Source organism: Kushneria pakistanensis, from assembly GCF_014652795.1.
Lineage (GTDB): Bacteria > Pseudomonadota > Gammaproteobacteria > Pseudomonadales > Halomonadaceae > Kushneria > Kushneria pakistanensis.
Genome location: NZ_BMZM01000003.1, coordinates 583,692 through 601,922 on the forward strand (window position 1 = coordinate 583,692; position 18,231 = coordinate 601,922).

General features: G+C 56.6%; 19 protein-coding genes. 13 read left to right on the plus strand and 6 right to left on the minus strand.

Going from position 1 to position 18,231, the window contains the following annotated elements:
* Positions 1-110 precede the first annotated feature (110 nt).
* The 11 genes from hflK to IE123_RS13100 all read left to right on the plus strand — a co-directional run bounded on the left by hflK (position 111) and on the right by IE123_RS13100 (position 12,139).
* The gene (hflK, locus tag IE123_RS13050; RefSeq protein ID WP_189518890.1) at positions 111-1,367 is read left to right on the plus strand and encodes an FtsH protease activity modulator HflK; all 1,257 of its coding nucleotides are present in this window, start codon (positions 111-113) and stop codon (positions 1,365-1,367) included.
* Positions 1,367-2,335 carry a protease modulator HflC gene (gene hflC / locus IE123_RS13055; protein ID WP_189518892.1) on the plus strand — a complete coding sequence of 323 codons (969 nt, stop codon included), beginning with the start codon at positions 1,367-1,369 and terminating at the stop codon, positions 2,333-2,335. The genes hflK and hflC overlap by 1 nt, the downstream gene beginning before the upstream one ends.
* Before the next feature lie 172 nt (positions 2,336-2,507).
* Positions 2,508-3,692, plus strand: a complete 1,185-nt coding sequence (locus IE123_RS13060; RefSeq protein WP_189518894.1) for an ATP phosphoribosyltransferase regulatory subunit — start codon at positions 2,508-2,510, stop codon at positions 3,690-3,692.
* Positions 3,693-3,748: 56 nt separating this feature from the next.
* Positions 3,749-5,044, plus strand: a complete 1,296-nt coding sequence (locus tag IE123_RS13065) for an adenylosuccinate synthase (RefSeq protein WP_189518896.1) — start codon at positions 3,749-3,751, stop codon at positions 5,042-5,044.
* A gap of 175 nt (positions 5,045-5,219) precedes the next feature.
* Positions 5,220-5,687, plus strand: coding sequence for an SUF system Fe-S cluster assembly regulator (locus IE123_RS13070; RefSeq protein WP_189518898.1), 468 nt, complete (start codon positions 5,220-5,222; stop codon positions 5,685-5,687).
* A gap of 79 nt (positions 5,688-5,766) precedes the next feature.
* Positions 5,767-7,209 (plus strand): Fe-S cluster assembly protein SufB, encoded by a 1,443-nt coding sequence (sufB, locus tag IE123_RS13075; protein ID WP_189518900.1) that lies wholly within the window; start codon positions 5,767-5,769, stop codon positions 7,207-7,209.
* Positions 7,210-7,301: 92 nt separating this feature from the next.
* Positions 7,302-8,054, plus strand: coding sequence for a Fe-S cluster assembly ATPase SufC (sufC, locus tag IE123_RS13080; RefSeq protein ID WP_189518902.1), 753 nt, complete (start codon positions 7,302-7,304; stop codon positions 8,052-8,054).
* Positions 8,051-9,379, plus strand: a complete 1,329-nt coding sequence (gene sufD / locus IE123_RS13085; protein ID WP_189518903.1) for a Fe-S cluster assembly protein SufD — start codon at positions 8,051-8,053, stop codon at positions 9,377-9,379. The genes sufC and sufD overlap by 4 nt, the downstream gene beginning before the upstream one ends.
* Positions 9,376-10,623, plus strand: a complete 1,248-nt coding sequence (locus tag IE123_RS13090; protein WP_189518905.1) for an aminotransferase class V-fold PLP-dependent enzyme — start codon at positions 9,376-9,378, stop codon at positions 10,621-10,623. Before sufD ends, IE123_RS13090 begins: the two co-directional genes overlap by 4 nt.
* A 22-nt stretch (positions 10,624-10,645) precedes the next feature.
* On the plus strand, positions 10,646-11,209 hold the full coding sequence (gene sufT, locus IE123_RS13095) for a putative Fe-S cluster assembly protein SufT (RefSeq protein ID WP_189518907.1): 564 nt from the start codon (positions 10,646-10,648) through the stop codon (positions 11,207-11,209).
* Between the two features lie 138 nt (positions 11,210-11,347).
* Positions 11,348-12,139, plus strand: coding sequence for a SanA/YdcF family protein (locus IE123_RS13100; protein ID WP_229819760.1), 792 nt, complete (start codon positions 11,348-11,350; stop codon positions 12,137-12,139).
* Positions 12,140-12,148: 9 nt separating this feature from the next.
* Here IE123_RS13100 and IE123_RS13105 read toward each other — a convergent pair whose 3' ends face one another.
* The 4 genes from IE123_RS13105 to IE123_RS13120 all read right to left on the minus strand — a co-directional run bounded on the left by IE123_RS13105 (position 12,149) and on the right by IE123_RS13120 (position 15,133).
* Positions 12,149-12,592: a hypothetical protein gene (locus tag IE123_RS13105; RefSeq protein ID WP_189518909.1), complete on the minus strand. Its 444-nt coding sequence runs from the start codon at positions 12,590-12,592 to the stop codon at positions 12,149-12,151.
* A gap of 157 nt (positions 12,593-12,749) precedes the next feature.
* The gene (rimK, locus tag IE123_RS13110; RefSeq protein ID WP_189518911.1) at positions 12,750-13,658 is read right to left on the minus strand and encodes a 30S ribosomal protein S6--L-glutamate ligase; all 909 of its coding nucleotides are present in this window, start codon (positions 13,656-13,658) and stop codon (positions 12,750-12,752) included.
* Between the two features lie 22 nt (positions 13,659-13,680).
* Positions 13,681-14,118, minus strand: coding sequence for an ATP-dependent zinc protease family protein (locus tag IE123_RS13115; protein WP_189518913.1), 438 nt, complete (start codon positions 14,116-14,118; stop codon positions 13,681-13,683).
* Positions 14,111-15,133 carry a DUF3549 family protein gene (locus IE123_RS13120; RefSeq protein ID WP_189518915.1) on the minus strand — a complete coding sequence of 341 codons (1,023 nt, stop codon included), beginning with the start codon at positions 15,131-15,133 and terminating at the stop codon, positions 14,111-14,113. Before IE123_RS13120 ends, IE123_RS13115 begins: the two co-directional genes overlap by 8 nt.
* Before the next feature lie 285 nt (positions 15,134-15,418).
* On the opposite strand from IE123_RS13120, the gene IE123_RS13125 reads away from it, so the two are divergent.
* Together IE123_RS13125 and IE123_RS13130 are read left to right on the plus strand one after the other, a co-directional pair.
* Positions 15,419-15,775, plus strand: a complete 357-nt coding sequence (locus IE123_RS13125; protein ID WP_189518917.1) for a YqcC family protein — start codon at positions 15,419-15,421, stop codon at positions 15,773-15,775.
* Positions 15,772-16,305 (plus strand): gamma-glutamylcyclotransferase family protein, encoded by a 534-nt coding sequence (locus tag IE123_RS13130; protein ID WP_229819761.1) that lies wholly within the window; start codon positions 15,772-15,774, stop codon positions 16,303-16,305. Before IE123_RS13125 ends, IE123_RS13130 begins: the two co-directional genes overlap by 4 nt.
* Before the next feature lie 116 nt (positions 16,306-16,421).
* Here the strand turns inward: IE123_RS13130 and IE123_RS13135 are convergent, their stop codons facing one another.
* Positions 16,422-16,994 carry an OmpW/AlkL family protein gene (locus tag IE123_RS13135; RefSeq protein WP_189518919.1) on the minus strand — a complete coding sequence of 191 codons (573 nt, stop codon included), beginning with the start codon at positions 16,992-16,994 and terminating at the stop codon, positions 16,422-16,424.
* A 219-nt stretch (positions 16,995-17,213) separates the two neighbouring features.
* On the minus strand, positions 17,214-18,191 hold the full coding sequence (locus IE123_RS13140; RefSeq protein ID WP_189518920.1) for a lipid A deacylase LpxR family protein: 978 nt from the start codon (positions 18,189-18,191) through the stop codon (positions 17,214-17,216).
* Positions 18,192-18,231: the final 40 nt, after the last annotated feature.

Genomic DNA, 18,231 nt, shown 5'->3' on the forward strand with positions numbered 1-18,231 from the left:
GCTTCCGTCATTATCAGGATGATCGGATATTCAAAGCGCTACTGTAAGAATGGCGCGTAATGATGTTATGAGGCTGGCGTTCAGCAACTCTTGCCCAGTGGAGAAGATGTATGGCCTGGAATGAGCCTGGTGGTGGTGGCAACAATAACCAGCAGGACCCCTGGAGTGGTGGCGACCGTCGCGGTGGTGGCGGTGGCAATAATAACCAGGGTGGGGGACCTCCTGATCTTGATGAAGTCATCAGGAAACTGCGCAACAAGCTTAATGGGCTGCTGGGCCGTCGCCAGCTTCGCTCGGTAAACAACGGCGATGACAACAATGGCAACGGTGGCAACAAGGGCGGTGGCAGCGGCCGCAGTGCTCTTTTATTGCCGATTGTTGTATTGATCGTGGGTGTCGTCATCTGGGCAGGATCGGGTTTTCATCTGATCGACCAGTCCGAACGTGGTGTGGTTTTCCGCTTTGGCAAGTATACCAATACCATCGGCCCGGGCCTGCACTGGAACCCGCCGCTGATCGACCGGGTGGAAAGTGTCAATGTGACCCGGATCCGGTCGGCCAGTCAGACGGACTCCATGCTTACGCGTGATGAAAACATCGTACGTGTCAGTATCTCTTCTCAATACGTGGTCTCGGATCCGCATGCGTTTCTGGTCAACGTACGTGGGCCGGAGATGACGCTGCAAAATGCCATGGACAGCGCCCTTCGTCAGGAAGTGGGCAACATGGATCTGCAGCAGATCCTGACCACCGGTCGTGAAGAGCTGGCCGGCGATATTTATGATCGCCTGGCGTCATACCTTGAAGCCTATGGCACCGGTATCCGGCTCCAGACGGTCAACATGGAGTCCACCTCGCCACCGGATCAGGTGCAGGACGCCTTTGATGACGTTATCCGTGCGCGTGAAGAACAGCAGCGTACCATCAACCGTGCCAATGCCTATCGTGACGCCATCCTGCCTGAAGCTGAAGGTCAGCGTCAGCGCATGATCGAGGAAGCCCAGGGCTACAAGGCAGCGGTCGTTGCTGATGCTCAGGGTGAAACCAATCGCTTCATATCACTGTTGGGCGAGTATGAAAAAGCGCCCGATGTGACACGTCAGCGTCTGTATCTGGACACCATGACCGAGATTCTGGCGAATACGCCCAAGGCACTGGTGGATCTGGGTGAAGGCAACGATGCAGTGACGGTTCTGCCGCTTAACCAGATGGGACGTGGTGACAACAGTGGCAATCGCGATGGCGACCGCAACCAGAGCAATGTGGATGCGCGTCAGCTTGAGCAGCTCTCTCAGCAGGTCGTCGAGCACATGAGAAGCAATCAGCAGCAAAACAACGGTCGCAATAGCCTGCGGGAGGGACGCTAATGTTCAATAATCGCGCCCTTGTCATCATCATCGTACTGGGCATTCTTGCCTGGGTCGGCAGCGCAAGTCTTTATACGATCAATGAAACCGAGCGCGGCATCAAGCTGCGCTTTGGTGAGGTGATCGAAAACGACATCCAGCCGGGTCTGCACTTTAAATGGCCCATTCTCAATACCGTCAGGATTTTCGATACCCGTGTGCTGTCGGTGGACGCCAGCGCTACGCGCTATCTGACCAGCGATTCCAAGGCCGTCATCGTGGATTCGTTCGTGAAGTGGCAGATCATCGATGCCGGTCTTTTCTATGAGGCTACGCGGGGCAACGAGCAGGCAGCCGAGCGTCTGATTGCACCACGCACCGATGAAGCGCTGCGTAACAAGTTTGGTCAAACCACGATGACACAGATCATTCGTGAACGACCGGCGGCGCAGAGCGACAACCGCGAAGTTGCCGAGGAAGTGCAGCAGGGCGATTCGGTGGCCAGCGAGCGTGACGAGCTGATGGTGGATCCCATCAAGCAGCTTGATGCTGCCATGCGTCGTGAGCTCGGTGTGCGCATTCTCGATATCCGCGTCAAGCGTATCGAGCTGCCCAGTGAGGTGACGCAGGCGGTTTATGAACGCATGAACTCACAGCGTGAACAGGCCGCACGTGGCTATCGTGCCGAGGGCACACGTCAGGCGGAAGAAATCAGTGCCGATGCCGATCGCCAGCGTGAAGAGATTCTTGCCAGCGGCCGTCAGATTGCCGAAACCACGCGTGGTGAAGGTGATGCAGCAGCGGCGGCACTCTATTCGGCTGCCTATCAGCAAAATGCCGGATTCTTTGATTTCTATCGCACGCTTCAGGCCTATCGTGAAAGCTTCAAGGGGCATAACGATCTGATGGTATTGAGCCCGTCAAGCAACCAGTTCCTGCAGCTTTTCAAGCAGGGCAACGGTGAATCATCCTCGGCAGCCATGCCCTGAATTCAGGGAAGATGCCCGGGCGGGATTTCTCCGCTGACGAGTTGTGATAGTATCCTTCAACCGGGGGCTTCCCCCGGTTTTTTTGTGGCTGTCGTTTGTCGATGGCTTGATGTGGTACCCGTTCGGGCATGGCCGGGGCCACCGTTTTTTTACTTCTGTCAGGGCATGTTCGATGACCATTGCTGATCGCTGGCTGCTTCCGGACGGTATGGATGAGGTGCTTCCGCCTCAGGCGCTGCGTATGGAGTCGCTGCGCCGCGGCCTGATGGATCTCTACTATCGCTGGGGTTATGACCTGGTCATGCCACCGCCGGTAGAGTTTCTTGATTCCCTTCTTACCGGCGCCGGTACCGATCTTGATTTACAGACGTTCAAGCTGACTGATCAGCTGACAGGGCGTTTGATGGGGGCCAGCGCGGATGTGACGCCTCAGGTTGCCAGAATGGATGCTCACTCCCTGCGACGTCAGGGACCGGTGCGATTGTGTTATTGCGCCCATGTGCTGCGGGCCAGGGCCGATGAGCATCAGGGTGGGCGCAGTCCGGTGCAGGCAGGGCTTGAGCTTTTCGGTCATGCCGGTATCGAGGCCGATATCGAAATCGTGAAGCTGGCGCTTGCGAGCCTGTCCTTTGCCGGAGCCAATGATGTCCATCTGGCCATCGGGCATATCGGTATCTACCGGGCGCTCGCTGAAGAGGCGCATCTTGAAGACGATGTCGAATCATTGATTTTCGAAGCGCTGGAACGCAAGGCCGTCTCGGAAGTCGATGCGCTGATCGAGCAACACATCTCTGATGCTTCTCTTGCTGCCATGTTCAAACAGTTGCCGCGTCTGCATGGCAGCGTTGAAGTGCTTGAGCGTGCCCGAAACATCTTTGCCAATGGCTCACAGGCCATTGTTGATGCGCTTGACCAACTGGTCGCGCTGCAGCATGTGCTCAGCACTGCCTATGACGAGGTCACTCTCTATTTTGATCTGGCAGAGCTGCGTGGCTATCAATATCACACGGGGCTGGTATTTGCCGCCTACGTGCCAGGCTATGGGCAGGCCCTGGTAAAGGGCGGTCGCTATGATGATACCGGGCGCGCCTTCGGGCGGCCGCGGCCGGCGACCGGCTGTTCCATGGACCTCAAGCAATTGGCAACCCTTTGCCAGCGCGCGCCTTCTCATGATGGTATCTGGGCACCCATGGAAGAAGATGAGGCCTTGAGCCAGCGCATTCATGCATTGCGTGATGCTGGTGAACGTGTTGTTCAGCAGTTACCCGGTCAGTCAACGGATGCACTGGCCCATTTCTGCGATCGTCAACTCATCTATCGTGATGGCGCCTGGCACATCGAGTCGCTCGCCAACTGAATTTGACACCCGGCGTCTGCCCGTTCCGGGCAGGCCTTTGAATCAGAGATGAAACAATGGGCAAGAATGTCGTAGTACTGGGCACGCAGTGGGGCGATGAAGGCAAGGGCAAGGTCGTCGATCTGCTGACGGAATCGGCTTCCGCCGTGGTTCGCTTTCAGGGCGGACATAACGCGGGTCATACGCTGGTCATTGATGGCAAGAAGACAATTTTGCGCCTGATCCCGTCGGGTATCCTGCGTCCTGATGTGACCTGTGTCATCGGCAATGGCGTGGTGCTATCACCGGAAGCACTGCTCAGCGAAATGGCCGAGCTTGAAGAAAGCGGTGTACCCGTGCGAGAAAGGCTGCGGCTGTCGCCGGCCTGTCCGCTGATCCTGCCCTATCATGTGGCACTCGATGTGGCTCGCGAGAAAGCGCGCGGCGTGGCCAAGATCGGCACAACCGGTCGCGGCATCGGACCGGCCTACGAAGACAAGGTAGCGCGGCGCGGCCTGCGACTCGGCGACATCCTGCATCGCGAGCGTTTTGCCAGCAAGCTGGGCGAAGTGCTCGATTATCACAACTTTGTGCTGACCCGCTATCATGGCGAGCCGGCCGTGGATTTCCAGGAAGTGCTGGACCAGGCCATGGCGATGGCCGAAGAGCTGCGTCCGATGATCTGCGATACAGTGTCCTTTGTGCATAACCTGCGCAAGCAGGACAAGAACATCATGTTTGAAGGCGCCCAGGGCTCACTGCTGGATATCGACCACGGTACCTATCCGTTCGTGACCAGCTCCAACACTACCGCCGGCGGCACGGCTACCGGTTCAGGAGTGGGGCCGCTCTATCTCGATTACGTGCTGGGGATTACCAAGGCCTATACCACACGCGTGGGTTCAGGACCGTTTCCCACCGAGCTTTTCGACGAGTTCGGGCGCCATCTGGCCGAGCATGGTCATGAGTTTGGTTCCAACACCGGTCGTGCCCGCCGCTGTGGCTGGTTTGATGCCGTGGCACTGCGTCATGCCGTGCAGATCAACTCGATTTCCGGACTGTGTCTGACCAAGCTCGACGTGCTTGATGGCCTGGAAAACATCCGGGTCTGTGTCGGCTATCGCACCAAGGATGGCGAACTGATCGATAATCTGGTCGACAGTGAAGGTTACGAGGCCATCAGCCCCGAGTATCACGACCTGCCGGGCTGGCGTGAATCCACGGTAGGTGCTCGCTCACTGGATGATTTGCCGGCCAATGCTCGCGCCTACATCAATTTCCTCGAAGAACAGATCGGTACCCCCATCGATATCATTTCGACAGGACCGGATCGTGTAGAAACCATCGTTCTGCGCAATCCTTTTGATAGCTGATCCTGACGTGATGTTTCTTCCAATCCCTGATGATTCATCAGGGATTTTTAGTATCTGGCACTCGCATGCGGGGCCTTAAAGTCTGAAGCTATCATGTTGATTGGCAAGGAAGTGGGTTCACACTGCCCGTAATGAGGACTAAAATAGTACGCAATCAGTCAGGCAAGAGGCCGACATGCTGAAGCTGTCGAAAATGAGCGATTATGGAGCAGTGGTGATGGCGCAGATATCGCGTCATCCGGATTGTTCGCATGCTGCTGCCGATATTGCTGATCGCGTCGGATTGCCTCGGCCCACCGTTAGCAAGACACTCAAGCTTTTATTGCGCGCCGGACTCTTGACGTCACAGCGTGGAGTCAACGGCGGTTATCGGCTGTCACGCAGTGCCAGTGCCATTACGGTGCGCGATATCATCACTGCCATTGAGGGTCCGGTAGCCATGACCGAATGCAGCCATGGTCATGGCGATTGTGACCTGATGTCCAGCTGTGGCGTGGCAAGCAACTGGCAGCGCGTATCGCTGGCCGTACGCCAGTTGCTTGACAGTGTCACGCTGTCGGACCTGGCGCATGATGCGCCAATCAAATTGCCCGTACAGCTGCCCATACAGAGTGTGGCACTCGGTGAGGCACGCGGTATCTGACGGACCGCAGACGATATAACACGACGGTTCTGACCAACGACCGATGAGACGAACAGTACCCGTTTGAGGGGAGAGGATCATGGCAACCGAAGCAATGGAGCAGCTTGCTCGTCGCGAGTACAAGCAGGGTTTTATTACCGATATCGAAAGCGATACGGTACCGCCCGGACTTGACGAGAGCACGATCGCCTTTATTTCACAAAAGAAGGGCGAGCCACAGTGGATGCTGGACTGGCGTCTTGAGGCCTATCATCAGTGGCTCAAGATGACGTCACCATCATGGGCGCATCTGGATTATCCGCCGATCGATTATCAGGCCATTTCGTATTTCAGTGCGCCCAAAAAGCCGGAAGACCGGCCTCAGAGTCTGGACGAAGTTGACCCGAAGCTTCTGGAGACCTATGAGAAGCTGGGTATTCCGCTGCATGAGCGAGCAGCGCTTGCCGGTGTGGCCGTGGATGCTGTCTTCGACTCGGTCTCCGTGACTACGACCTTCAGGGAAAAGCTTGCCGAGGCCGGTGTCATCTTCTGCTCGATCTCGGAAGCCATCCGTGAATATCCCGAGCTGGTGCGCCAGTATCTGGGGACTGTCGTGCCGCCGGGCGATAATTATTTCGCCGCGCTCAATTCGGCAGTATTTACCGACGGCTCATTTGTCTACATCCCGGAGGGCGTCACCTGTCCGATGGAGCTGTCGACCTATTTCCGTATCAATGCCGCCAATACCGGACAGTTCGAGCGCACGCTGATCGTGTGTGACAAGCGCGCGCAGGTCTCCTACCTGGAAGGTTGTACCGCTCCACAGCGTGATGAAAATCAGCTGCACGCCGCCGTTGTTGAGCTGGTAGCGCTGGAAGATGCCTACATCAAGTACTCCACCGTTCAGAACTGGTATCCCGGTGACGAAGATGGCAAGGGTGGTATTTATAACTTTGTGACCAAGCGCGGTGATTGTCGCGGTGATCGTTCGCGCATCAGCTGGACGCAGGTCGAAACCGGTTCTGCCATCACCTGGAAGTATCCGTCGTGCCTTCTGCGTGGCAATGAGAGCAAGGGCGAGTTCTATTCGGTGGCGGTCACCAATGGGCGTCAGCAGGCCGATACCGGCACCAAGATGATCCACATTGGTAAAAACACCTCGTCAACGATCGTGTCCAAGGGCATCGCGGCCGGCAAGAGTAATCAGTCCTATCGCGGACTGGTCAAGGTATCGCCACGTGCTACCGGCAGCCGCAACTTTACCCAGTGCGACTCGCTTCTGATCGGCGACAAGTGTGGCGCGCATACCTTTCCCTATCAGGAGATCGGTAACAGCCGCTCTACCATCGAGCATGAAGCCACCACTTCAAAAATTGGCGACGATCAGCTCTTTTACTGCAAGAGCCGCGGCATTTCGGAAGAAGACGCCGTCAGCATGATCGTCAACGGCTTCTGCAAGGATGTCTTCCAGGAACTGCCGATGGAGTTTGCGGTAGAAGCCGAAGCATTGCTTAGCGTGACGCTAGAAGGCTCGGTCGGCTAATAACCGTTTTGATGGACGGTCATGCCGGCCGTCCACACCGACAATTTTTTCAGCCGCCCGGCGGCGCACCATTACAGAATCAGGGTTACAACATGCTCGAGATCAAGGATCTTCACGCGACGGTAGAAGGCAACGAAATTCTCAAGGGAATCACGTTGACCATTAATCCCGGTGAAGTACATGCCATCATGGGCCCCAATGGCGCGGGCAAGTCGACACTGTCGGCCGTACTGGCCGGTCGCGATGGCTATGAAGTGACTCAGGGCACCATCACGTTTGATGGCAAGGATCTTGCCGAGATGGCTGTCGAAGAGCGTGCCCAGGCAGGTCTTCTGATGGGCTTTCAGTATCCGGTTGAAATCCCCGGGGTCAAGAACATCTATCTGCTGAAGTCGGCCCTCAACGCCCAGCGCGCAGCGCGTGGCATGGAAGACATGCCGGCACCCGAGTTCATGAAGCTGATCAAGGAAAAGATCGCTTTCATGAAGATGGATTCAAGCTTTCTGCACCGCGCCGTAAATGAAGGCTTCTCGGGCGGCGAGAAAAAGCGCAATGAAATTCTGCAGATGCTGGTACTTCAGCCGAAGCTTGCTCTGCTTGACGAGATTGACTCCGGTCTTGATATCGACGCCATGAAAGTGGTGGCTGAAGGTGTCAACTCGCTGCGCAGCGAAGATCGCGCCATTTTGATGGTTACGCACTATCAGCGTCTTCTTGATCACATCACGCCCGATCAGGTGCACGTGCTGATCGATGGCCGTATTGCCAAGTCCGGTGACCAGCATCTGGCACAAGAACTTGAAGCGCGCGGTTATGAATGGGTTGTCGAGGAGCCTGCAGCATGAGTTTGCCTGAAACGCTCACACAGCGTCTGCATGCAGCCGCAGGCGCCGAGGAGCCGCAATGGCTTGCCGGCAAGCGTCGTGAAGGTGCTGCGCAGTTTGAAGCACAGGGGTTTCCCACGCGTCGCGAAGAGGCGTGGAAATATACCGACATGTCCCGACTCTCGGGCATCGAGTTTGGGCAGGCAACGGACAGCGAGCTCGATCAGGCGCTGTTTGAAGCGCTCAGACTGGATATCGATGCCTGTCGTCTGGTGTTCGTGGACGGCGTTTTCAGCAGCACCTGGTCTGACATCGATCACCTGCCCGAAGGCCTCAGCGTAGCGCCGTTGTCACAGGCACTGACAAGCGATCAGGGGTCTGTCAGCGAGCAGTTCGGCCATCTGACGGGTATCAGCTTCTCGCCCTTTGCCGCGCTCAATACGGCCCTGAGCAATGAAGGTGCCGTGATCAGTATTGGCAAGGGCAAGGCAGTGGAAAAGCCTGTCTATCTGCTGTTCATTTCGCGCAATCGTGCTGAACCTGTCATGAGCCATCCGCGTATTCTGGTGCGCTGTGAGCCCGAGAGTGAAGCAACGGTGATCGAGCATTACGTGGGTGAACAGGGCGCTGCCAACCTGACCAATGCCGTCACCGAAATCGATATGGCACCGGCGTCCAGGCTTTCACATTACAAGCTTCAGGAAGCAAGCCAGAGCGAGTATCACGTCGCCAGCATTCAGGTGGATCAGCGTCGTGATACGAACTTCACCTCGCACAACCTGAATCTGGGTGGGGCGCTGGTACGCAACGATCTGATCAGTGATCTCAACGATGAAAACGCGACGGTAGACCTGCTGGGACTATTTTTCGGTCAGGAACGTCAGCACATCGATAATCACACCAAGGTCAATCACAACGCGCCGCGCACGTATTCCAACGAGAACTACAAGGGTATTCTCGATGGGCGCGCTCGCGGGGTCTTCAATGGCCGGGTTTATATCAAGCGTGACGCTCAGCAGGTGCTGGGGTATCAGAACAACGCCAACCTGTTGTTATCTGATCGCGCCGAGATTGATACCAAGCCGGAACTTGAAATCTATGCCGACGACGTACAGTGCTCTCATGGCACGACCACCGGTCAGCTGGATGAGAACGCCATCTTTGCCCTTCGTGCCCGCGGCATTGATGAACAGATGGCGCGCGGATTGCTGACGCTGGCCTTTGCCAATGAAGTCATGGAACGTATTCGCCATGGCGTGCTGACGGATCGTGTGGAACGTGCGGTCGCAGGCAAGTTGCCTGACCGCTTCAACCTCGAAAGCCTGGTAGAAGATACTTCGCTATGAGCATGACCGACGAACTCACGCTGGATGTTCAGGCCCTGCGCGCGGAATTTCCCGTGCTGGGCCGCAAGGTTCATGGGGACAAGGCGCTGGTGTATTTTGACAACGCCGCCACGACCCAGACCCCAAAGGCTGTGCTGGATACCTGGGTGGATTATTTTGAGCGTTACAACGCCAATATCCATCGTGGGCTGCATCGCCTTGCCGATGAAGCCACGCAGGCCTATGAGCACAGCCGTGACACCGTGCGTGAGTTCGTCAATGCTGAAGATGTTCGTGAGATCATCTTTACGCGCGGCACGACAGAGGCCATTAATCTGGTCGCCCAGAGCTGGGGTCGCAGCCAGCTTGTCGAGGGCGACGAGATTCTGATTTCGCGACTGGAACATCACTCCAACATCGTGCCGTGGCAGATGCTGGCGAAGGAAAAGGGGCTCACCATCCGGATCATTCCGGTGGATGCACGCGGTGAGCTGGACATGGCGGCCTATCGTGAGCTTTTCACGCCAAAAACGCGGCTTGTCTGCGTGTCACATGTCTCAAACGCACTCGGTACGGTCAATCCCATCGCCGAGATGGCGCGTATCGCCCATGAGCACGATGCCCGCATCCTGGTGGATGGGGCGCAGGCGGTAGCGCATACCCGCGTTGATGTGCAGGCGCTGGATGCTGATTTTTATGCCTTTTCGGGCCACAAGCTCTATGGTCCGACCGGTGTTGGCGTGCTTTATGGCCGTCTCTCCCTGCTGGAGCGCATGCCGCCCTGGCAGGGCGGTGGTGAGATGATCAAGACTGTCAGTCTTGAAGAGGGCACTCGCTTTGCCGAGCCGCCGCATCGATTTGAGGCCGGGACACCAGCCATTGCCGAAGTCATCGCCCTAGAGCGTGCCATTCGCTGGGTCACCAATCTCCACTTTGAGCTTCTGGAAGGCTGGGAACAGCGTCTTTTGAGGCATGCGACCGAGCGCATGGAGAGTATTGATGGCATGCGCATTATCGGTGAGGCGCCGCACAAGGCGGCCGTGATCTCCTTTGTGGTAGAAGGTGCTCACTCGCAGGATATTGGCCTGCTGGTCGATCAGTTCGGGGTAGCCATCCGCACCGGGCACCACTGCGCGCAGCCGCTGATGCATCACTATGGACTGGATGCCACCTGTCGTGCTTCCTTTGCCGCGTACAATACGCTTGAGGAAGTGGATTATTTTGTCGACGCTCTTCAGCGTGTCGTGACCATGGTGCGGGATTAGGCATGATCAGGGAGGGGTATTGATGAGCGCGATTGCGTCCCTGCAAAAGGGACAACAGCTACCGCTGCAGCGTAACGTCGAGGCCATCTCGATTCCCTTCGGCAAGCCGGTCTGGCTTGATGAGGATGAAACGGTTCAGGTCATGCAGGCGCTTGGCACGTCGGTATCGGTGCTGCACAAGGGCAACATGTTTTTGATCGAGGGTTTCAATCTGGATGCCTTCGGCATGGAGCCGATGGAAAGGCCCCATCTGCCTGATGGAGCCACTGACGAAGAGTTGGAAGCCTTTGCCTGGGCGCAGCTTCGTACCTGTTTTGACCCGGAGATTCCGGTCGATATTGTCGAGCTGGGTCTGGTGTATGGCTGTCGGATTACCACATTGATTGATGGCCAGAAGATGGCCCAGATCAAGATGACACTGACGGCACCCGGTTGTGGCATGGGCGAGGTCATTGCCGAAGATGCCAAGCACAAGATTCTGGGTGCCGAGCAGATCAACCGGGTCAACGTTGAGCTGGTTTTTGATCCGCCCTGGTCACGTGAGATGATGAGCGATGAAGCAAGACTTGCGCTCAACATGTTCTGACAGCGTGCAAACGCTTTACTCAACGCCCCGCAGGCAGCGCCTGCGGGGCGTTGTTGTAGGGGTATTGCCCGGTCAGAGGCGGTCGCTTAAGCTGGCAGACGATCTGTTCTGGTGATCTTCGGGCAAATGAATAAATACATGGCAGGATTGCTCAAGGGCACGGCAATCGTGGGTGCCATGTCGTTGGTGTTGATCGTGGTAGCGACGGTGAGCGCCAATTATTGGGTGTGGCGCAAGACCCATGCCAGCATCACGCTTGAAAGCGGGCAGTGTGTCCATGAGCCGGTGGGACTGGTCTTTGGTACATCCTATGGCCTGCGTGGCGGGGGCGAGAATCCCTGGTATCGGGCCAGGCTGGATCTTGCCGCAAGTCTCTGGAAGTCCGGTCAGGTGGACCATCTACTACTGTCAGGCGATAACCACACGCGTTATTACAATGAACCCATCAGGATGTGGCGCGACCTTCGGCGCCAGCAGATACCGGATGCGGCCATGACGCTGGATTATGCCGGTTTCAGTACTTTCGATACGCTGGCACGCAGCCGGGATGTCTTCGGTGTCTCAAGGGTCACGCTCATTTCACAGCGCTGGCATTTGCCGCGCGCGGTTTTCATTGCCCAGTATCTGGGGTTGGACGCCAGAGGCTGCGCAACGCGTGAGCGTTCGATTCTCAATGACCGCTGGATGTGGGCAAGAGAGATACTGGCCCGTGTACAGATCATGGCGGATCTTTACCTGTTTGATCGCCATCCCTATTTTCTGGGTCCCAGCATTGCCTTGCCGACGGATGGGAAGGCGCCCGGATATATTATTCCCGTCTACCAGCGCGTTCCCATGCCAACACCTGTGGTGCAGGCGCTCAACGATTTGCGCGTGCTACTTGGCCCGCAGGATGACCAGAGCCCGAAGCAGCGCTGGCGTGCCTATTGAAAAAATCGCTCAGCGTTTTTTCTGATGCTGATATTGATGCAGCACGCGAATGGTGGCGCGGCAGTTTTTCCAGAGCCGCTCCATGACCGGTTCTATCTCTTCAGGCAGGGCATGGGTCATCATGGTGGAAAGGGCCTGCATGATAATGCGCTCCTGCTCGAGCAGCTCATTGATCAATACATGCGCATTATTGGCCACAAAGCTCTTCAAACGACTCCAGAGCCAGAGATAATCATCGCGTTCGACGTCGGCATCGCGGGGAAGAAGGTCAAGGTGACGTCGCGCCTGCTGCTGCAGCAGACGCATGTCCTGTCGGCGCTCTTCAAAGCAGGGATTCAATGCCTCACGCATGTCATTACGCAGGCGGGCGACATTATCCTGATAGTAGTCGAGGCTATCGGCCAGAGCCTCGAGCAGGCCATCCATCGCCGCCTGGCGATTGTCGAGAAACATGAGGAATTATCTCCACTGATGCCAGAAAAAGGGGGAAGGAGCTGAAATTCTAACGCGCCCGGAAAATTTGTAACATCCATCAGCAGGGATTTATCAAAGAAAATGCCTGCTGATGGTATGGACGCGTTTTGCCGGGGTCGTGGCAGGCCTGAAGTGCTCAGCCTTTCGGTCGCGGCGGCGCCTTTTTGACCGGCGCTGCATTGCGGGCAATGTGCTCAATGATCATGCCTGCCACATCCTTGCCCGTGCTGGTCTCGATGCCCTGAAGGCCCGGTGAGGAGTTGACCTCCATGATCACCGGCCCATGGTTGGAGCGCAAAAGATCGACGCCTGCCACCTGCAGCCCCATGGCCTTGGCGGCGCGAATGGCGGTCGAGCGCTCTTCCGGCGTAATGCGGATGCTGCTGGCACTGCCCCCGCGGTGCAGGTTGGAGCGAAATTCACCTTCCGCCGCCTGACGCTTCATGGCGGCGACTACCTTGTCACCCACGACAAAGCAGCGCAGATCCGCGCCTCGCGCTTCCTTGATGTATTCCTGCACCATGATGTTGGCGTTGAGGCCCATAAAGGCCTGAATGACGCTCTCTGCGGCCTGCTGGGTTTCTGCCAGCACCACGCCGATACCCTGCGTGCCTTCCAGCAGTTTGATGACCAGTGGGGCGCCCTTGACCATCTTGATCAGGTCAGGAATATCATCCGGCGAGTGGGCAAAACCGGTGATGGGCAGTCCCAGACCCTTGCGTGAGAGCAGCTGTAGCGAGCGCAGCTTGTCCCGCGAACGGGTAATGCCAACCGAGTCATTAAGGACATAGGTGCCCATCATCTCGAACTGGCGCAGTACTGCTGTCCCGTAAAAGGTTACCGAGGCGCCGATGCGCGGGATAACAGCATCAAAGGGCTCAAGCTCCTCGCCACGATAGTGAATCGTGGGATGGTGAGAGGCGATATTCATGTAACAGCGCAGGGTATCGATAACCCGCACCGTATGCCCACGTTGCTCGGCGGCCTCGATCAGTCGCCGTGTAGAGTAAAGATTACGGTTGCGGGACAGCAGGGCGATATGCATGAGAAGTCCTTTTGAGCAGGGCTTAAGGTGTGCCATGCAGGAAGGAAGTGCCAGGGGCCACCAGCACCCTTCTCATGGCACGACGTCCCAGCAGCATGGGGTGTTTCATGGCAGCGCGATCCACCAGCGTCAGCTCCAGCTCCTGGGTCAGTTCGCCCAGTTGCATGGTGGTGCGAATGACGTACCGCCAGCTGGCATGACCATTGGAACTTCTGATCTTGCGGCGGTCACTGAGTGGTAGGGTAAAGCGACTGGCGCCCTGCGAATCTTCCCCGCTCCAGGTATCAAAGCTGATCCACCACTGTCCGTGTTGATCAAACGCATGGATATTTTCGGCATGAAGGGCGGACGTTCGGGCACCGGTATCGATCTTGCAGGCCAGGCGCAGATCGAGCTCGGGAAGGGCCACCATCTCCCGACGACCCACGATGGCTCTTGGCGTATAGGGTAGTTCATCCATGCTGTTCTCTCTGGATCGCGTCAATCTGCTGCCCCAGGGGGGAGCCGGGACTTGCCTGTTTCATCGCCATGATCATGGGCAGGCGAAGGCGCGGAATTCGGGTCAGATCGCGAACCAGTACCCTGAAGTCATGCGCGGCAAGCTGCGAAATACTGACAAGATAGTCAATGGAACGACGTTCGTGCTCAAGATGATGCCAGCCGCGAGCGGCAATGATGGCAAGCGCTGTAGCATCAGGTGAACGATGCAGCAGGGTTTCCAGCCATGCGCCGGCCTGTTCGAGCGGGCTGGCCAGTATGGCGCTCATGACCGCCTGCTGGCGCGGGTGATCCGCCTCCAGTGCAGCATGCTGGTCGGTCATGGCGTCAAGCAGACTTGTCTGCTGTATGGGCGCATGGGCCAGACAGTCGCACAGGGCAATAAAGGCCTGATCGGGTAGTTCGCTCAGTCGGCGGGACAGGCACCTTTCGTCCTCATCCGTCCTGCGTATGACAAGATCCGCAATGCCCTGTAACCCCAGCTGTTGCCAATCCTGCGTGCTGTCCTCACCCAGGTAGTACGTTCTTGCCGTCTCATGATAATGGCTGGCCGGCAGCTCAAGATCATGCGCGATGCGCGCATGTAACATCGCTCTGGTCAGATCGTTGGGCTGAAGGGCAATGGCCACATCCTTGAGCGTTTCTGCAGCACTGTCGAGCGCCATGCTGCCATCAGGCTCACGCCTGAAGGTGCTCATCAGCTGTTCAAGGAAGTTGTCGCGCAGTGCCGGCACCAGCATGGACTGCTCATCCAGAGGCAGCGCCAGGCACCAGATAATGGGCTCACGCTCGAGGGCTGGCGTAAAGACCAGCGCCACCTGTGCCTGCGACTGCCAGGGCTGTGGCCATGCGATCTGCTGTGCCTCGAACCCCCTGAACTGTTCAATGGTGCAGGGCGTTACCCGGCGTCCGAGATGATAGATTCGGAGCGTGATGTCGGCATGGGTAAAAAGATCGACAAGCGTGGGCGTTAACATCGGGATATTTCCAGCAGGGTTCATATCGGCGCGGCCGCGCAATGTAGCGCGTTGATGGTCGGTATGCCAGTCCGAAACTGCGCAAAAAATAAACAATTTCCCGCAGCCTGCGAATCAGCCGGGCCGGATAAAACTATCCCGGTCTTATCCACATGTTCATTCAGCTGATCTGTGCAAAACAGGATCGTCGGTCGTCAGGCGCCGTGCATCAGATTCCCATCATTTGATTCAACATGCAGGGCACGCATAATGGTTGCCATCCCATCTTCATGATCAGGAAATCCCATGACGCAATACGAATCGCTTGATACTGCCCTGACACGCCTTGAGGCCGCCATGCGCGCAGGAGATCTCTGGCAGAGCCAGACCCGGCCGGCACCTTCTGATTTTGAAAGCGAGCAGCCCTTTTATGCCGATACCATGTCGCTGGGCCAATGGCTGCGCTTTGTACTGATCCCGCGACTGCGAGGTCTGATGGAAAACGACCAGCCGCTGCCGGCCAGCGCCAATATTGCCTCGGCTGCTGAAATCTATCTGCAGGACAACCGGACCAGCGTGCGTCTGCCCATTCTGGAAGCACTGCGCGATGTGGACAACGTGCTGGTCAACGGGGAGCTGCGACCGCAGCAGGAGGGGCAATGAGCGAGTATGCCGCCGACAGTGACGCGGACGTGCATTACTACTTTGCCTATGGCAGCAATATGAACGTCGCCAGAATGCAGGCGCGGGTCGGAGATACCCGGCGTATGCTGGCAGCCACGCTAAGGCACTGGCAGCTCTATTTTGACAAGGCTTCCCGCATTGAAGGCGTGGCGCATGCCAATGTCAGGAGAGAAGAGGGGAGCCATGTAGAAGGTGTTCTGTATGAATTGAAACATCCTTCGCAGATCAGGGATATGGATCCCTTTGAAGGGCATCCTGTTGAATACTGTCGTCAGGTTGAAATGATCGATACTGCTGATGGGCCCCTTGCTGCCTGGGTCTATGTGGCCCTGCCGGAAAAGACGGCTCTGGGGCGTATTCCCGCAAGGGAGTACATGGCGCATTTGTTGGCAGGCGAGGATTTCCTTAGTCAGACGTATGTTGAGCGTTTGCGCCAGCAGCAGTGTGTGGAGACCTTAAATGACGAGGCGTTGCTGACCCTTGGCATTTCTCGTCACACGTCTCGTTGATGACCCTTGCAGCTGCTTGTGAGTGCTGTTTGTAAACACAGAACGTAAAAAGGCCACCCGAGGGTGGCCTTTTGTATTCCGCATCAGTTCATGCAGAACCTGTCATGTCATCGCGCTTAGAAGCGGAAGGAGACGCCAGCGCCAACTGCCAGCGGGTCGAGCTTCTGCTTGCCGCCTTCGTTGTACTCGGCGCTAATGTCGGTGTACTGAGCAAAACCGCTGACACCCCAGTTGTCAGTGACCTGCAGATCAACACCGAGCTGGGCAGAAGGTGCCCACTGGCGGCTCTTGAGGCTCTTGGTACCGTCTTCAGCGCTGGAGTTGGTGAAGGTCATGTAGGTAGCGCCACCGCCAACGTAGGGCTGAACCTTGGAATCAGTGCCGCCCAGCGGGTAGTACTGCGCCATCAGGCTGACCGGACGCGATTCAAACTTGCCGCTGGTGCCGCTGCCGTCAAAAGTGGACTTCTGGGTCGTGTTTACTTCGATACCCAGATTGTCGGTCGGCATGACACCGACAGCGCCGAACCAGTTGGTGTCATCCTTGTAGTTACCGGTACCGGTAGTTTCGGACTTGACAACACCACCGCGGACGAAGACATCGCCCTGACCATAGGCCATGGCAGACTGGGCGGCGAAAACGCTGGTGCCTACCAGAACAGAAGCTGCGAAGAGTTTGTTCAGAGTCATGATGTTCTCCTTGCTCGAAATAAAAATAGTTTCATTTCGATGAGGTTATGGTTGGGAAACGCTGTTTCCTAATGCTTGAGAGCAACTATAGAGAACACTGTTTTGTTTGTCACGTTATTTTTTTACAGTGTTTTTTATTGTTCTGATAACTCAAGGCTATCAAGCAGTCAGTGCCTTTATGCCTGTGGCGACAGGGCGATAACTGCCCGTTTGGCAGGCTTACAGCCAGCTCGATAGCGTCACTACTCCAAAGTAGTCGCTTTCATCCTGACTTTCGAATTCGCGACTGCGCTTCAGGGTGGTCAAACTTAAATTGTAGCGATCCCATGAAATGGCGCCGCCTATTTCCAGGTCCCCCACCCACTGGCGCTTGTCTACGCTATGGCTGTTTTCAAAGGTGTTGCCATCCAGCAGCATGTTGCGAGCCATAAAGCGTCCCTGCGCATTCCCGAAGATGTACCAGTTGAAGGCACGATCGCGAGAAAACATCATGTTCGATGAGGTATAAGGCGCCATGCCCGGGTTGGTGTATTGATTATCCAGTCGCCGACCCAGGCGGATGCTCAGCCCTGCAGAAGCATAGTCATAGAGATTACCCAGGGCAAAGCCTGCGTTGGGGCCATACTCCACTGCCAGACTGCCCAGACTATTGCGATGCCACCAGCTGCGCTGCATGATCAATGTCGCGGTGGGCTCATTATGCAGTTGATTGCGCCATCCCTTTGGGTCGTCACTGTCGACAAGATGATGAAAGTTTTTCTGTACTGTTTTCGCACCGGCCCCCGGCCCTATAAAACCGATATCCAGCGAGAAGGCATCATCGATACGCCATTGTGGAGTCAGGCGATGGCGATAAAGGGACAGCCCGCCGTAGAGGTACCCTGCATAGGGTCGGTCGTCAGTGATCAGGTCGCGGCGATCGGTATCTTCCGGCGTATACATCTGCTGGCCGAAGCGATAGGAAGCAGCGTCTACATCTTCTGAAGCCCAGCCGGGTATCCAGTTGGCGACCGAGCGGGTCCAGTGGTTGGGATCTGGCTCGAAGGACCAATTGCCCTCAACACCGTTGGTGTAGTGGCCATCGTCACTTCTTGCGGAAAAAAAATCGTTGGAAAGCTTGAAGGTCAAAACGCCATCTGCCATGGCAGTAGCGGAAAAGAGCAGGCCACTGCCTATCAGTATCGCGCGACAGATCATGAGTAAAGTTCCCTTTTAATGACATTGTTTTCATTAACCG

Excerpts from the sequence above, each read along its gene's own strand:
- hflK (WP_189518890.1), top strand. The coding sequence starts at position 111 with ATGGCCTGGAATGAGCCTGGTGGTGGTGGCAACAATAACCAGCAGGAC.
- hflC (WP_189518892.1), top strand. The coding sequence starts at position 1,367 with ATGTTCAATAATCGCGCCCTTGTCATCATCATCGTACTGGGCATTCTT.
- IE123_RS13060 (WP_189518894.1), top strand. The coding sequence starts at position 2,508 with ATGACCATTGCTGATCGCTGGCTGCTTCCGGACGGTATGGATGAGGTG.
- IE123_RS13065 (WP_189518896.1), top strand. The coding sequence starts at position 3,749 with ATGGGCAAGAATGTCGTAGTACTGGGCACGCAGTGGGGCGATGAAGGC.
- IE123_RS13070 (WP_189518898.1), top strand. The coding sequence starts at position 5,220 with ATGCTGAAGCTGTCGAAAATGAGCGATTATGGAGCAGTGGTGATGGCG.
- sufB (WP_189518900.1), top strand. The coding sequence starts at position 5,767 with ATGGCAACCGAAGCAATGGAGCAGCTTGCTCGTCGCGAGTACAAGCAG.
- sufC (WP_189518902.1), top strand. The coding sequence starts at position 7,302 with ATGCTCGAGATCAAGGATCTTCACGCGACGGTAGAAGGCAACGAAATT.
- sufD (WP_189518903.1), top strand. The coding sequence starts at position 8,051 with ATGAGTTTGCCTGAAACGCTCACACAGCGTCTGCATGCAGCCGCAGGC.
- IE123_RS13090 (WP_189518905.1), top strand. The coding sequence starts at position 9,376 with ATGAGCATGACCGACGAACTCACGCTGGATGTTCAGGCCCTGCGCGCG.
- sufT (WP_189518907.1), top strand. The coding sequence starts at position 10,646 with ATGAGCGCGATTGCGTCCCTGCAAAAGGGACAACAGCTACCGCTGCAG.
- IE123_RS13100 (WP_229819760.1), top strand. The coding sequence starts at position 11,348 with ATGGCAGGATTGCTCAAGGGCACGGCAATCGTGGGTGCCATGTCGTTG.
- IE123_RS13105 (WP_189518909.1), bottom strand. The coding sequence starts at position 12,592 with ATGTTTCTCGACAATCGCCAGGCGGCGATGGATGGCCTGCTCGAGGCT.
- rimK (WP_189518911.1), bottom strand. The coding sequence starts at position 13,658 with ATGCATATCGCCCTGCTGTCCCGCAACCGTAATCTTTACTCTACACGG.
- IE123_RS13115 (WP_189518913.1), bottom strand. The coding sequence starts at position 14,118 with ATGGATGAACTACCCTATACGCCAAGAGCCATCGTGGGTCGTCGGGAG.
- IE123_RS13120 (WP_189518915.1), bottom strand. The coding sequence starts at position 15,133 with ATGTTAACGCCCACGCTTGTCGATCTTTTTACCCATGCCGACATCACG.
- IE123_RS13125 (WP_189518917.1), top strand. The coding sequence starts at position 15,419 with ATGACGCAATACGAATCGCTTGATACTGCCCTGACACGCCTTGAGGCC.
- IE123_RS13130 (WP_229819761.1), top strand. The coding sequence starts at position 15,772 with ATGAGCGAGTATGCCGCCGACAGTGACGCGGACGTGCATTACTACTTT.
- IE123_RS13135 (WP_189518919.1), bottom strand. The coding sequence starts at position 16,994 with ATGACTCTGAACAAACTCTTCGCAGCTTCTGTTCTGGTAGGCACCAGC.
- IE123_RS13140 (WP_189518920.1), bottom strand. The coding sequence starts at position 18,191 with ATGATCTGTCGCGCGATACTGATAGGCAGTGGCCTGCTCTTTTCCGCT.